Annotated in this window: 12 protein-coding genes; all 12 read left to right on the top strand. The window is 39.1% G+C overall.

The window, feature by feature from the left end; all coding sequences use genetic code 11:
* Nucleotides 1-251 precede the first annotated feature (251 nt).
* The 12 genes from miaB to minC all read left to right on the top strand — a co-directional run bounded on the left by miaB (nt 252) and on the right by minC (nt 15,747).
* On the top strand, nt 252-1,664 hold the full coding sequence (gene miaB / locus QUE18_RS09820; RefSeq protein ID WP_040343922.1) for a tRNA (N6-isopentenyl adenosine(37)-C2)-methylthiotransferase MiaB: 1,413 nt from the start codon (nt 252-254) through the stop codon (nt 1,662-1,664).
* Nucleotides 1,657-4,284 (top strand): DNA mismatch repair protein MutS, encoded by a 2,628-nt coding sequence (mutS, locus tag QUE18_RS09815; protein ID WP_009203005.1) that lies wholly within the window; start codon nt 1,657-1,659, stop codon nt 4,282-4,284. Before miaB ends, mutS begins: the two co-directional genes overlap by 8 nt.
* Before the next feature lie 4 nt (nt 4,285-4,288).
* On the top strand, nt 4,289-6,226 hold the full coding sequence (gene mutL, locus QUE18_RS09810; RefSeq protein ID WP_009203004.1) for a DNA mismatch repair endonuclease MutL: 1,938 nt from the start codon (nt 4,289-4,291) through the stop codon (nt 6,224-6,226).
* Between the two features lie 25 nt (nt 6,227-6,251).
* A complete protein-coding gene (gene cdd / locus QUE18_RS09805) occupies nt 6,252-6,629 on the top strand; it encodes a cytidine deaminase (protein WP_009203003.1) in 378 nt (125 codons plus the stop codon).
* Nucleotides 6,630-6,633: 4 nt separating this feature from the next.
* Entirely contained in the window at nt 6,634-7,596 is a 963-nt protein-coding gene (gene miaA / locus QUE18_RS09800; RefSeq protein ID WP_009203002.1) for a tRNA (adenosine(37)-N6)-dimethylallyltransferase MiaA, read from the top strand.
* Nucleotides 7,568-8,866: a methionine gamma-lyase family protein gene (locus QUE18_RS09795; protein ID WP_008391564.1), complete on the top strand. Its 1,299-nt coding sequence runs from the start codon at nt 7,568-7,570 to the stop codon at nt 8,864-8,866. The genes miaA and QUE18_RS09795 overlap by 29 nt, the downstream gene beginning before the upstream one ends.
* Nucleotides 8,867-8,990: 124 nt before the next feature.
* Nucleotides 8,991-9,689, top strand: a complete 699-nt coding sequence (radC, locus tag QUE18_RS09790; protein WP_040343936.1) for a RadC family protein — start codon at nt 8,991-8,993, stop codon at nt 9,687-9,689.
* A gap of 10 nt (nt 9,690-9,699) precedes the next feature.
* Nucleotides 9,700-10,659 (top strand): rod shape-determining protein, encoded by a 960-nt coding sequence (gene mreB / locus QUE18_RS09785; protein ID WP_008391561.1) that lies wholly within the window; start codon nt 9,700-9,702, stop codon nt 10,657-10,659.
* A 21-nt stretch (nt 10,660-10,680) separates the two neighbouring features.
* A complete protein-coding gene (mreC, locus tag QUE18_RS09780; RefSeq protein ID WP_009265116.1) occupies nt 10,681-11,547 on the top strand; it encodes a rod shape-determining protein MreC in 867 nt (288 codons plus the stop codon).
* 11 nt (nt 11,548-11,558) lie between these two features.
* Nucleotides 11,559-12,074, top strand: a complete 516-nt coding sequence (gene mreD, locus QUE18_RS09775) for a rod shape-determining protein MreD (protein ID WP_008391559.1) — start codon at nt 11,559-11,561, stop codon at nt 12,072-12,074.
* A complete protein-coding gene (locus QUE18_RS09770) occupies nt 12,074-14,986 on the top strand; it encodes a penicillin-binding transpeptidase domain-containing protein (protein WP_009203000.1) in 2,913 nt (970 codons plus the stop codon). Before mreD ends, QUE18_RS09770 begins: the two co-directional genes overlap by 1 nt.
* A 20-nt stretch (nt 14,987-15,006) precedes the next feature.
* Nucleotides 15,007-15,747: a septum site-determining protein MinC gene (gene minC, locus QUE18_RS09765; protein ID WP_009202999.1), complete on the top strand. Its 741-nt coding sequence runs from the start codon at nt 15,007-15,009 to the stop codon at nt 15,745-15,747.
* Nucleotides 15,748-15,759: the final 12 nt, after the last annotated feature.

Genomic DNA, 15,759 nt, shown 5'->3' with positions numbered 1-15,759 from the left:
ATTACTTATATTTTACTTTAAACGAAGCAATGTGACAAGAAAAATTTTAGTTTGATAGTGTAAATTATTGGTGGATTTTTATTAAAGATTTAAACAAACGATAGATTTTAAAAGGTCTAAACAATCTGGTCTGGCTCCCTTATTCTGTTGTTTCGTTTTTCTCATATACATTGCATGACTCATTCAAATTTGTTATAATTAACGATACTGTAAAAATAGAGATGAATTATAAAAGTAGGAGAAATAATAGAATGGAACAGTTAAAGAACGAGTCGTCAAGACAGTATGAATATATGGAAGAAATGAAAAAATGGGTTCAGAAAAGGTCTGAAGAATTAGGAAGAAAGCTCACATGCCATGTAACCACATTTGGCTGCCAGATGAATGAAAAAGACTCTGAAAAGTTATTAGGAATCTTAGAAACGATCGGATATGAAGAAGTTGAAACAGAAGAAGCAGACTTCCTGATCTTTAATACATGTACAGTTCGTGAGAATGCCAATACAAAATTATATGGACATTTGGGGCAGGTTAAGAAGATGAAAGAGAGAAATCCACAGATGATGATCGGGTTATGTGGATGTATGATGCAGGAAGAGCATGTGATTGAGAAGATTCGTTCAAGCTATAAATTTGTAGATATCATCTTTGGAACGCACAATATCTTTAAATTAGCAGAATTATTAAAAGCAAGAGTAGACTCCAAGGGAATGATCGTTGATATCTGGAAAGATACAGACCAGATCGTGGAAGATCTTCCAAGTGACCGTAAATTCTCATTCAAATGTGGAGTTAATATTATGTATGGATGCAATAACTTCTGCAGTTACTGTATCGTGCCATATGTAAGAGGAAGAGAAAGAAGCCGTAAGCCGGAAGATATCATCAAAGAAGTAAAGCAGGTCGTATCAGAAGGTGTCAAAGAAGTGATGCTTCTTGGACAGAATGTAAATTCTTATGGAAAGACATTAGAAGAACCAATGTCATTTGCTGAATTATTAAGAGAAGTAGAGAAAGTCGAAGGACTAGAAAGAATCCGTTTTATGACACCACATCCAAAGGATTTATCGGATGATCTGATCGAAGTGATGGCAACAAGCAAGAAAGTATGTAAACATATGCATCTTCCAATGCAGTCAGGAAGCAGCCGCCTGTTAAAATTGATGAATCGTCATTATACAAAAGAACAGTATGTGGCACTTGCTAAGAAGATTCAGGAGAGAATCCCTGGAGTGTCTTTTACAACAGATATTATCGTAGGATTCCCTGGAGAAACAGAAGAAGATTTCAAGGAGACATTAGATGTTGTAAGAGAAGTTGGATTTGACAGTGCATACACATATGTATATTCGAAACGTTCCGGAACACCAGCAGCGAGCATGGAAGATCAGGTGGACAAAGATGTGATCAAAGATCGTTTTGACAGACTTCTTGCCTTATTAAAAGAGACATCTGCAAAGAATTGCAAGAAGAAAGTCGGAGATATCGAGAGAGTTCTGATCGAAGAAGAGAATACGCACGAAGAAGGAATGTTAACAGGAAGATTGGAAAATAACCTGTTAGTTCATTTTAAAGGATGTAAAGAACAGATTGGTACAATGGCAGATGTTAAATTAGTTGAGGAAAAAGGTTTCTATTATATGGGAGAGCAGATCCATGGCTAAAAAAGGAAAACTGACACCAATGATGCAACAGTATATGCAGATCAAAGAAGAGAATAAAGATTGTATCTTATTTTATCGTCTCGGAGATTTCTATGAGATGTTCTTTGATGATGCACTGACAGCATCCAAAGAATTAGAGATCACATTAACAGGGAAGAACTGTGGACTTGAGGAGCGCGCACCAATGTGTGGCGTTCCTTATCATGCTGTGGATTCCTATTTAAATAAATTAGTAGAAAAGGGATATAAAGTCGGGATCTGTGAGCAGGTTGAAGATCCAAGCCAGGCAAAGGGAATCGTAAAACGAGAGATCGTGCGTATTGTAACGCCAGGAACGAATATTTCCCAGCAGAGTCTTGATGATGAGAAAAATAACTATCTGATGTGTATTTTTGCAAATGATGGAAGTTACGGAATTTCATTTGTTGATGTTACAACGGGGGATTTTAGAACAACATCAATGGATAGTTTAGCGAAAGTCAGAGATGAGATCTTCAAGTTCGAGCCGGCAGAGATCGTTTGTAATGATGCATTTTTGATCAGTGGCATGGATTTTGATTACTTAAAAGACAAGATGTCGATCGTGATCTCAAGCATTGAGCCATACCATTTTGATGAAGAACAGGCAGAGGAAAGGATCAAGCGTCAGTTCAAAGTAGGAAATTTAGAAGGTCTTGGACTTGTGGATCATCCAATGGGAGTGATCGCAACGGGTGCATTGCTTGGATATCTTCATGAGACACAGAAGAGTTCTCTGGATCATCTGATGCATATTGAAGCTTATGAGACAAGTGAATTTATGATCATCGACAGCTCCAGCCGTAGAAATTTGGAACTTTGTGAGACATTACGTGATAAACAAAAAAAAGGTTCACTCTTATGGGTATTAGATAAGACAAAAACAGCTATGGGTGCCAGAATGCTAAGAAACATGGTAGAGCAGCCATTGGTGGATAAGAAAAAGATCGAAGAGAGATATGATGCGATCACAACACTTACGGATCAGACGATCGTAAGAGAAGAATTAAGAGAATACTTAAATCCGATCTATGATCTGGAACGTTTAATGACAAAAGTAAGTTATAAGACAGCGAATCCAAGAGATATGATCGCATTTAAAACATCGTTGGAATTGCTGCCTGCGATCAAAACAGTTCTTGAAGAATGCAAAGATCCATTATTGTCTGGATTAAGAGAAGATTTAGATCCATTGGAAGATATCCACAATCTTTTGGAAGATTCCATCATTGAAGAACCACCGCTTGCGATCAAAGAAGGTGGGATCATCAAGGAAGGATTCAAGGAAGATATAGACAAATTAAAACGTGCTAAAACAGAAGGAAAGCAATGGTTGATGGAACTTGAGGAACGGGAACGTGAAAAAACAGGGATCAAGAACTTAAAGATCAAGTTCAATAAAGTATTTGGGTACTATTTAGATGTGACAAATTCCTACAAAGATCTTGTACCTGATTATTATATCCGTAAGCAGACACTGGCCAATTCCGAGCGTTACACAACCGAAGAATTAAACCAGCTGGCAGATACGATCCTAGGTTCCGAAGACCGTCTGTATGCGTTAGAATATGAAACTTATGTTATGATCCGTGAAACATTAGCAGGAGAGATGGAACGAATCTCAAGAACAGCGAATGTGATCGCACAGATCGATGCACTTGCCTCCCTTGCATATGTCGCAGAACGCAATCATTTTGTACGTCCGAAGTTAAATGTCAGAGGGACGATTGATATCAAGGATGGAAGACATCCGGTTGTGGAGCAGGTGATCCCAAATGATATGTTTATTTCTAATGATACATATCTTGATAACAAGAAGAATCGTGTAGCGATCATCACGGGACCAAACATGGCAGGTAAATCAACTTATATGAGGCAGGTTGCCCTGATCGTATTAATGGCACAGATTGGTTCCTTTGTACCAGCGGCGAAAGCAAATATCGGTATCGTAGATCGCATCTTTACAAGGGTTGGAGCATCAGATGATCTTGCTTCTGGACAGAGTACATTTATGGTTGAGATGAGTGAAGTTGCCAATATTTTAAGAAATGCAACGAAAAACAGTTTGTTGATCTTAGACGAGATCGGACGTGGAACGAGTACATTTGATGGGTTGTCCATTGCATGGGCAGTTGTGGAATATATCAGCAATTCCAAGCTCCTCGGTGCAAAAACTCTGTTTGCGACACATTATCATGAACTGACAGAGTTAGAAGGTAAGATCGACAGTGTACATAACTACTGCATTGCTGTCAAAGAACAGGGAGATGACATCGTGTTCCTGCGTAAGATCGTAAAAGGTGGTGCAGATAAGAGTTATGGAGTGCAGGTTGCAAAACTTGCCGGAGTCCCAGATGCCGTGATCAATCGAGCAAAAGAGATCGCAAGAGAATTAGAAGAACATGATCTGACGTCAGGAGCGAAGGATATCATGCCATATGGAGAGGCACAACAGTTAAGTTTCTTCAGAGAAAGCGATGAACCAACGATGGAACATCCATTTATGGCAGAACTAAGAGAAAAAGACCTTTCTGACATGACACCGCTGGAAGCATTGAATTATTTATATGTGTTACAGGAGAAGTTAAAGAACGAGGAGTAATTTTATGGCGAAGATACAATTACTAGATCAAAAGACGATCGATAATATTGCAGCAGGAGAAGTTATTGAACGGCCAGCTTCTGTTGTCAAAGAGCTTGTGGAAAATGCAGTGGATGCAAAAGCAAATGCAGTGACTGTGGAGATCAAAGACGGCGGAATGACATTGATCAGGGTAACTGACAATGGGATCGGAATTCCAAAAGATCAGGTAAAGACTGCATTTTTACGTCATGCGACAAGCAAGATCCGTTCGGTTGAAGATCTGTTAAGTGTATCTTCCCTTGGATTTCGAGGAGAGGCATTATCAAGTATCAGCGCAGTTGCACAGGTTGAGCTGGTAACGAAGACTGCAGAAAGTTTCAGCGGAGTATCCTATAAGATCTATGGAGGCGAGGAAGAAGCTTTTGACGATATCGGAGCACCCGATGGAACAACATTTCTGGTAAAGAATCTGTTTTATAATACGCCAGCAAGAAGAAAATTCTTAAAGAGTGCGACAACCGAAGCAGGGTATGTAGAACAGATGATGGTACACATTGCCCTAAGTCATCCGGAAATTTCATTTAAATTTATCCATAACAATAAAAATAAGATTTATACTTCTGGAAATGGTAAGGTAAAGGACATCATCTATCATATTTATGGGCGAGATGTGGCAGGAGCATTGATCCCGCTAGAAGCACAAAATGAAGATGTGAAAGTCACAGGATTTGTCGCAAAACCGTATGTTTCCAGAGGAAACAGAAACTATGAGAGTTACTTTATTAATGGAAGATATATCAAAAGCTCGATCATTTACAAGGCAATCGAAGAAGGATACCGCACCTTTACGATGAAACACAGATATCCATTTGTGTGCCTTGATTTCAAGATCGATCAGGAACTGCTGGATGTGAATGTTCATCCGACAAAGATGGAGATCCGTTTCCGAAATGGAAGAGAAATCTACGAGCTTGTAGTAGATGCAGTCAGAGCGGCATTACTTCAGAAAGATCTGGTGCAGGATGTATTAAGAGAGACACCGAAGAAGAAAGAATTGCCGAAGACAAAAGAAGTGAAAAAGCCTGAGCCATTTGAGGTGAACCGAAGGAAAGAAGAGGTTCAGAAGGTAGATCAGCAAGGGCAAGGTGTACAACAGCAGGTTGAAAAGCAAAGGCAAGCTGTACAACAACAGATTGAAAAGCCGTCACATCCTGTAAAGAAAACACTAACAGCCAGCGAATCATCAAAAAATACAAAGAAACCGACTTATGCAGGCTTAAACTACAATACCCAGAAAAAAGAATTTCCACAATACAAGACCGATGAATTAAGCAGCAATCAGATGACACTAAGAGAAGATCCAGTATTTTCAGTTCAGGCAAGACCTGACCGCAAGATCTTAGGTCAGCTCTTTAAGACATATTGGCTTATTGAGTACGAAGACCAGTTATTTATCATGGACCAGCATGCAGCACATGAAAAAGTCAATTATGAGAGGCTGATGAAGAATTTCAAAGAAAAAGAAATATACAGCCAGAGATTAGAACCGCCAATGGTTGTGACGGTTTCTATGACGGAAGCAGAAGCGTTAACAAGATACAAAGATGCATTCGCAGGTTTAGGATTTACGATCGAATCTTTTGGAGGGAATGAATATTGTATCCGGGAAGTTCCAGCCAATCTCTATGGAATCGGGGAAAGAGACTTATTTATGGAACTTTTAGATGCGGTAAGTCAAGAAAATGGTACCTTGGATACAGAAGTGATCGCATCAAAGATTGCGACAATGGCATGTAAGATGTCGATCAAGGGAAATCAGAGAGTATCGTTAATGGAAGTAGAACATCTTTTAGATGAACTGATGAAGCTGGAAAATCCATACCAGTGTCCACATGGAAGACCAACGATCATCAAGATGAGTAAGTATGAGATAGACAAGAAGTTTAAGAGAATCGTATAGTGAAACCAGACAAGGAGGGAAGACTATGACAGATCAGGAATTATTAGATTTTGCAGATAAAGCAAAAGAGAAAGCATACGCACCTTATTCCAGATTTCAAGTAGGAGCAGCAATTCTTACCAAAGAAGGAAAAGTATTCACCGGGTGTAATGTGGAGAATTCTTCTTATGGAGCAGCCATTTGTGCAGAGAGAACAGCGGCAGTCAAAGCTGTCAGTGAAGGATATCATGACTTTGAAATGATCGCGATCGCATCCAATGGCAGTGACAAAGAAACGGTTTATCCATGTGGAATCTGCCGCCAGTTTCTACATGAATTCAATCCAGATCTGAAAGTGATCTGTCAAAGCCCAGATGGATTTGAAACATATCGATTATCAGAACTTATGCCGAAAGGATTTTAAATAGATGAAACCAATGGTAATTTTAACAGGACCGACAGCAGTTGGAAAAACAGAACTGTCGATCCGATTAGCAAAGATCTTAGATGCAGAGATCATTTCCGCAGATTCTATGCAGGTTTATAAGAAGATGGATATCGGAACTGCCAAGATCATGCCGGAAGAGATGGAAGGGATCAAGCATTATCTGGTGGATGAACTTGATCCTAAAGAAGAATTTCATGTAGCGAGATTTCAGCAGATGGCAAAAGATGCCCTAAAGGAAATCTATGCAAAAGGCAAGATTCCACTGATCGTTGGTGGAACAGGATTCTATATCCAAAGTCTTTTATATGATATTGATTTCACAAAAGAAGATGGAGACCAGGAATACAGAAAACAACTGGAAGAAAAAGCTAAAAGAGAAGGAAACGACAGTTTATACGAGATGTTAAAACAAGTCGATCCAAAATCTACAGAAAAGATTCATAAAAATAATGTAAAGCGGGTGATCCGTGCATTAGAATTTTATAAATTAAATGGATATCCGATCTCAGAGCATAATGAGAAGGAAGCAGCAAAGACCTCACCATATAATTTTGCTTATTTTGTATTAAACCACAAAAGAGATATCTTATACGACAGGATCAATCGCCGCGTTGATATTATGGCGGAACAAGGATTGATCGATGAAGTAAAACGATTAAAAGAAGAAGGATATGAAAAAACAATGGTTTCCATGCAGGGAATCGGGTATCGTCAGGTGTTTGAGTATTTAGAAGGAAATCTTTCTTTGGAGGATACGATCGAACAGATCAAGAAAGACACCAGACATTTTGCAAAGCGTCAGCTGACCTGGTTTGGAAGAGAAAAGGAAGTCTGTATGGTAGATAAATCACAATTTGGGTCAGAAGATGAGATTTTAACATATATGCTTACAATATTAAAAGAAAAGGGGATCTATGATGGATCAGTTAAAGAACTATTATAAAGAAATGGGCGTCGATGAGAAAGTCTTCGACTATGCACAGGAAGTAGAAAAGGGATTAAAAGATCGTTTTGAAACGTTAGATGCGATCGCACAGTTAAACCAGATCAAGGTATTAAATGCGATGCAGAAACATCAGATCGCGGAAATGCATCTGGGTGGCACAACAGGATATGGATACAATGATTCTGGAAGAGAAGCTGTGGAAGCATTGTATGCGGATGTTTTTGGAACAGAAGATGCACTTGTAAGACCGCAGATCACATGTGGAACACATGCATTAGGACTTGCATTATCTGCAAACTTACGTCCGGGAGATGAGATTCTTGCAATTTCAGGAAAACCATATGATACCTTAGAAGAAGTCATTGGAATCCGTGAATCCAAAGGGTCCCTGAAAGAATACGGGATCACATATGCACAGGTTGATCTGTTAGAAGATGGAAGCTTTGACTTAGAGGGGATCAAAAATGCGATCAATGATAAAACAAAACTGATCCATATCCAGAGATCAAAAGGCTATGCGACAAGACCAACCTTATCTGTTGATGTGATCGGGGAAGCGATCGCATTTGTAAAAGAGATCAATAAAGACCTGATAGTAATGGTTGATAATTGTTATGGTGAATTTGTCGAAGAAAAAGAACCATCGGAAGTTGGAGCTGATATGATCGTAGGTTCCCTGATCAAGAATCCGGGTGGAGGACTTGCACCAATCGGGGGATACATCTGTGGAAGAAGCGATCTGATCGAGCAGTGTGCATACAGACTTACAACACCAGGGCTTGGAAAAGAAGTAGGAGCCAGTCTTGGAGTTAATCGTCAGTTTATCCAGGGATTCTTTATGGCACCAACGGTTGTCAATGCAGCAGTCAAAGGAGCGATCTTTGCAGCCAATTTATATGAAAAATTAGGATTTAAAGTGATTCCAGATGGAAAAGAAGACCGACATGATATTATTCAGGCAGTGGAATTCCATGATCCTGAAAAATTGATCGCATTTTGCGAGGGAATTCAAAAAGCATCACCGATCGACAGTCATGTAACACCAATCCCATGGGATATGCCAGGATATGATAGCCAGGTGATCATGGCAGCAGGAACATTTGTATCGGGCGCATCCATTGAATTAAGTGCTGATGGACCAATGAAAGAGCCTTATGCAGTATATTTCCAGGGAGGTCTTACATATCCACATGCCAAATATGGAATCATCATGTCCCTGCAGCGAATGGCAGAAAAAGGTTTGGTAGAAATTCCAGAGATTTCATAAAATAAAATAAGAAAAATTTAAGGAAAACAACGGTTTGATTTCTATACATCAGTGAAAAGTTATGGTAAGATTTAATGTGAGAAATGTTTTGACCATGGAGATTTTTCGACAGAAAGGATCAGATATGGAAGAAAAACATCAGACATTAAAGGAATTACCAGTGTCAGAAAGACCTTATGAAAAGTGTGAAAAGAATGGAACAGCAATGCTGTCAGATGCAGAACTTCTGGCAGTGATCTTAAGAAGTGGGACAAAGGATCAGACGGCGATCGATCTTGCAACGAAAGTGTTGTCGATCGATCCGTTTTATGAGGGAATACTGGGAATTTGCCACACTTCAAGAGAAGAATTACAAAAGATTCCCGGGATTGGGAAAGTAAAGGCGATGCAGATCTTGTGTATTGCAGAATTGTCTAAACGATTAGCAAGTGCGAAAGTCGAAGATAAGATAAGCTTTCATTCACCAGCATCCATTGCAGATTATTATATGGAACGGATGCGGCATTTAAGCCGGGAAGAGATGATTTTAATTTTTTTTAATGGAAAGAATAAAGTTATAAAGGAACTTACGGTTTCTGTTGGTACAGTGAATCAGACAGTGGCATCACCAAGAGAATTATTTCTGGAAGCACTTCGATGCGAAGCGGTTTCCGTACTTATGATTCATAATCATCCATCTGGAGATCCAACGCCAAGCCGTCAGGATATTCTGACGACCAAGCGGATGAAAGAAGCAGGAGAATTTCTTGGGATTCCGCTATGTGATCACATTATCATCGGAGACCAGACATATTTAAGTTTTCGAGAAGAACACATGATGTAAGGAGCAGAACATGAAAACGGCACAACTAGGAATTGAACTTGGAACCAGACATTTAAGAATCTGTACAAGAGATAAAGAAGAATTTTTAAAGATAAAGAACATGATCGCATTTGATGAAGATGCAAAACTAAAAGCATTCGGCAACGAAGCATTTGCGATGTATGAGAAACAGCCATACAGTATTCATGTAGTGAAACCAATGGAACACGGCGTGATCTCAGATTATACGAATATGAGATATCTGTTAGGAACGGTATTGGACCATTATTTCAAACGGATCAGGAAAACCGGTCTTATGATCGCAGTTCCAGTGGATATTACGAATGTTGAGAAACGAGCATTTGAAGATCTTGCATGGGAATCAGCTTCAAGGGTTAAGGATGTAACTTTAGTTCCCAAGCCAATCCTTGCGGCAATTGGAAGCGGAATTGATGTCAATGCGCCATGTGGAAATATGATCATTGATATAGGAGCTTCAACAACAGAGATTTCTGTGATATCTTTAGGTGGGATCGTAACAAGCAGACTTCTTCCATATGGAGGAGACCAGATCGATGAGTGGATCAGAGATTATGTAAAGAAGAATTATAAATTAGCGATCGGAACACGAAGTGCAAGACACTTAAAACTTGCATATGCGAAGATAGAAGATAAAGAAGCAGCTATGATCAAGGGAAGAGATCTTGTGAGTGGACTTCCAAAACAAGAGAAGATACCAATTCAGATCGTTGAAGAAAAGGCCCACAGTCAGGTCAGAGACATTTGTGTGCAGGTAAAAGCAGTGTTAGAAAGCATTACGCCAGAACTTGCATCAGATATTATGAATCAGGGAATCTATGTATCTGGAGGCGGGGCAGCATTTCCAAAGACGGCAGAGTGGATCAAAGAAGAATTTAAGATACCGGTTCATATTGCTGACCGGCCAGAAGATCATGTGATCTTAGGAATGCAGTCATATTTAAAACGATAGATGATGAAAGAGGATAGACGTATGAAATTGCAAAAGAAAAAATTTAATTCAAACCACCTGTTAGCGATTTTTATCGTGGTGTGTGGGTTACTGGCGGGAATCAGTGTTTTTGCCGGAGGAGTCTTAACTCCAGTCAAGAATATCTTTTTCACTGTTTTATCTCCGATGCAGGAAGGCATTAATTCGGTAGGAAATGCCGTGTTTTCATGGAATGAGAATGCGAAAAGCAAGAAGACACTGAGAGCAGAGAATGAGCGTCTACAGGAGAAGATCGATGTTCTGAAGATGCAGAATCGTGTGCTACAGCAGAATCAGGTAGAATTAGAACGTCTGCAGGATCTTTTGAAATTAAAACAAAAATATAAAAAATATCATACAGTTGGAGCCAGAGTCATCAGTAAAGGATCAGGAAACTGGTTTGACATCTTTCTGATCAATAGAGGAAGCAAAGACGGCATTAAGAAAGACATGAATGTCATTGCAGGGAATGGTCTCGTAGGAATTGTCTATGATGTATCATCACATACAGCCAAAGTACGAACGATCATTAATGATACAAGTATGGTCAGTGCTATGTTCCTAAAGACAAATGATGCGTGTATCGTAAATGGAAGTCTGGATACGATGGAAGATGGATATCTGGAAGTTGTATATATCAGCAAAGATGCAAAAGTCAAGAATGGAGATGAGCTTGTAACATCTTATGTAAGTTCCAAATTTAATGAAGGGATCACGATCGGGAAAGTATCTGATCTGAAACTTGATTCTACAAAGCTTACCAAGACAGCGAAAGTGACACCAGTCGTTGATTTCAAGCATTTAAAAGAAGTTTTGGTTATCACAGATCTTAAGAAAACAAAGAATCTTGATGAAGAAACAAAGGAATAGCAGGTGAGGATATGAAGATCAAACGAATTTTATTTTATGTGATATCGGTACTAGTCTGTTTCCTTTTACAGACATCCGTCTTTAATTTTTTGAAACTTGCAGGGGTTATGCCGAATATTCTGCTGATCTTAACGGTTACGATCGCATTTATTCGAGGCAGGAAAGCGGGGATCGTGATCGGATTTGTCTGTGGACTGCTGATTGATATATTCTCAGGGAATGTTTTAGGTCAGAACGCATTTGTGTATTTAATGTTTGGATATGTCAACGGATGGTTCCATACATATTTTTATGAGGATGATATCTTGCTGCCGATCGGACTTCTAACAGCGAATTCCCTTGCGTATAGTTTTGTGATCTTCTTTTTCTTCTTTGCAATGAGAGGAAGATTGCAGTTTTTTTCTTATCTGTTTAAAGTTATGATTCCGGAAGCAGTATATACGGGAATCGTAGCATTGCTTATATATAAGATATTGTTAGAGGTTGATATCAGGATCAGAGATGGTGAAAAAAGGAGTATGTTCTAGTGTTACGAAAAATTTACGAGAAAGCAGAAAAATTACTGGCAAACAGACTGCTTGCCTTGATCATACTGATCGTTGTGCTTTATTGTGTGTTGATCGGGCGTGTGTTTGTCCTTCAGATCGTAGAAGGTCAGTCACATAAAAATGATTTTACATATAAAGTACAAAAGACAGTCAAGACATCTGGTACCAGAGGGAATATTTATGATGTGAATGGAAAACTGCTTGCATACAACAAACTTGTATATACAGTGAACTTCCAGAATGACAATGCATTTCAGACGTTGGCATCAAAGAATGGTACATCAGAAAGTTATGAGAAGAATAAAGTCATTTATAAAGTGATCAAGATCCTGGAGCGAAATGGAGACTCTTTTATCAATGAGATTCCGATTGAATATACAGGAAGCGGAAAGTTTCGTTTTACAGAGACTGGGTCAAAATTAAAGAAGTTTAAGAGAGATGTTTTTGGAATTGGAAACAGCACAGACCTTTCAAAGTCCGAGAAAGAATTAAGAGATAAACAGCTGAATGCAACTGCAGAACAGGTTTTTGAATATTTGAGAAATGGAACTCTTGGCTCCGCAGGAACAGGAAAGATGTTTGATATTGATAAATCTTATTCCAAGAAAGATGCATTAAAGATCATGTCTGTCAGATACAGTGCATTTTTAAGTCGTTATTCTCAGTATATGAAGGTGACGATCGCAAATGAGATCAATAACAGAAGTATTGCTGAGATCAAAGAAAGAAGTTCAGAACTTCCGGGAATAGATATTGATACAAAGTCTATTCGTGTATATAATAAAAGTGAGGCGATGTCTCATGTGATCGGATATACAGGAACGGTCAATACGGATGAACTTGAAACATATAACAAAGGAAAGAAAGAAGAAGATAAAGATTACTATTCCAGTGATGAGACGGTTGGAAAGGCCGGTGTTGAGAAGCAGTTTGAGAATTATCTTCACGGAGACAGTGGAAGCAAGACTCTGGTTGTCAACAATGTTGGAAAGATCATCGACACGACCAAGACAGTCAAATCGGGAACAGGAAATAATATCACATTATCGATTGACAGCGAATTACAGGAATATGTATATAATCTGCTCGAGAAGAAGATCGCGGGAATTGTTCTGTCTAAGCTTACAAGTTCTGACAGCGCAGGAAATGACCGTGAGAATATTATGATCCCGATCAAGAAAGTATATTATTCATTTATTGGCAATAGTGTGATCGACCTTGAGAATCTCAATGGAGATAAGGCGACATCCTATGAGAAGAAGATGTATCGAAAGATTCAGAATTTAGAAGATCAGGCGATCAAGGTATCAAAGGATCTTGTTTTGAAAGATACCAAAGCGTACAAAGATCAGAGTGAAGAAAAACAAGCCTATGCATCTTATGTATACAGTCTGTTGTCTAGCAAGAAAGTATTGATCTCAAGTTCTATCGATACGACGGATAAGACATATCAGAAGTGGAAGAATGAGAAGATCAGTTTAAGTGAATTCTTAAGGTATGCCGTGAACAAGGAATGGATTGATATTTCCTCACTAAATATCAGCAGCAAATACAATGACACTGAAGAGATCATGAAAGCACTGGCTGCTTATGTAGAAGATGCTTTGGTTGATGCAGATGATTTTGATATGACAGTCTGCGAACAAAGCATCATGAAAGGAAAATTAAGCGGAAGAGAAGTATGTCTCCTTCTTTATGAACAGGGAGTTTTAAAGAAGAAAGGTGACAGTGATTATACGGCATTGAAATCTGGTTCCCTAAACAGCTATGATTTCATTCGAAGAAAGTTAAAGAGTTTACAGATCACACCAGGACAGATTGGTATGGATCCATGTTCCGGATCTGTTGTGATCACAGATTCCAAGACAGGAAAGGTAAAAGCATTGGTAAGTTATCCTGGATATGACAGCAACCGTTTATCAAACGGAACAGATTCCGGATACTACAGGCAGCTGGCAAACTCAGCATCTACACCATTATATAATCAGGCACTGAAACATAAGACAGCACCGGGATCTACATTTAAGCCATTGTCTGCTTTGGCAGGTCTTAATGAGAAAGCGATCACGACAAGTACAGTCATCAACTGTACAGGGTTATACGATAAGATCACACCACCGGCGAAGTGTTGGAAATATCCAGATCGCCATGGAGCAAGAACTGTGTCAACAGCGATCGAAGCATCTTGTAATTATTTCTTTTATGAAGTAGGATATAGATTAGGAGACAAATCAGGTTCCTACAGCAGTAAAGAAGGTCTTAAGTACTTGGAGAAATACGCAACACAGCTAGGGCTTAATAAGCAGTCAGGAATTGAACTGGATGAGTCATCTCCACAGGTTTCTGATGAAACATCCGTACGTTCTGCCATTGGACAGGGACGTAATAGTTTCACGCCAAGTCAGATTGCGAATTATGTGACAACATTATCCAACAGTGGAACCGTATATGATCTAAGTGTCATGGACAAGATCACTGACGATAATGGAAAGACAGTCAAGAAATATGGAGTTAAGAAAGTAAGACAACTTCATTATGACACAACATACTGGAATGCAGTGCATACTGGTATGAGAGGTGTAGTCAGCGGAAAGGACAGCTCCGTAAGCAGTATCTTCCAAGGCATGAAAGTAAAATTAGCAGGTAAGACGGGTACAGCACAGGAGAATAAGAAACGTCCGAATCATGCGTTGTTTATCTCTTATGGACCATATGAGAAGCCAGAGATCACAACAACGGTTGTTATTCCGTTTGGATATACCTCATCTAATGCAGCAGCGACTGCAAAGGATATTTATGAGTATTATTTTGCAAATGATAAGACAAAGAAGACATTAGAGAAGAATAATAAATCAGTCACAGAAACCAGTGTTGGTACTGCAGGAGATTAGAGAAAGAAGAGAGGAATTGTATGAATCAGCCGGTATTGCTCAAGGGAAACAGTCTGGGACTTACCATGGTGTTAGATCCAGGAATGAAGTTTGATCAACTGATCAAAGCGATCGAAGATAAATTTGTGCAGGCAAAAGATTTCTTTAATGGACAGACACAGATCGCACTAAAGATCGAAGGCAGAAAACTAGATGCCAAAGAACTTCAGAATGTATTGCAGATCATTGCAGAAAAAACAACTTTGACGATCGCATATGTGATAGAAGATGATAAGATCATGGAAACTTCTTTTAAGGATGTATTGAAAAAGATTCAGGAAAGAGAACAAAAAAGAAATCAGTCCATGGTTGATGAGAGAAGAAAGGGAGATGGACAGTTCTACCGTGGAACACTTCGCTCCGGACAGAGTCTGGAATCTGATGCAAGTGTTGTAGTGGTCGGGGATGTGAATCCTGGAGCTTCCGTATGTGCCAAAGGTAATGTAGTTGTTCTTGGATGTGCCAAAGGATATTTGAGTGCAGGATGTGATGGAGATGATCATGCTTTTGTCGCAGCACTTGATATGCAGCCGATGCAGATCCGTATCGGAAAACACATCGCAAGAAGTGCCGATGGAGAACCAGAGAAGAAGAAAAAGCTTTTCGGAAGATCAAAGAATAATGACAATCAGCCGATGGAAGCACAGATTGCATTTGTAGAAGATGAAAATATTTATATCGAGCCCATATCTAAAGCGCTCTTAAATGAAATCATAGTATAGTGAATGGAGGAA

The organism is Anaerostipes hadrus ATCC 29173 = JCM 17467 (assembly GCF_030296915.1).
Taxonomy (GTDB): Bacteria; Bacillota; Clostridia; order Lachnospirales; family Lachnospiraceae; genus Anaerostipes; species Anaerostipes hadrus.
The sequence above is the reverse complement of the archived record's forward strand: the minus strand, read 5'-3'. Positions and strand labels throughout refer to the sequence as shown.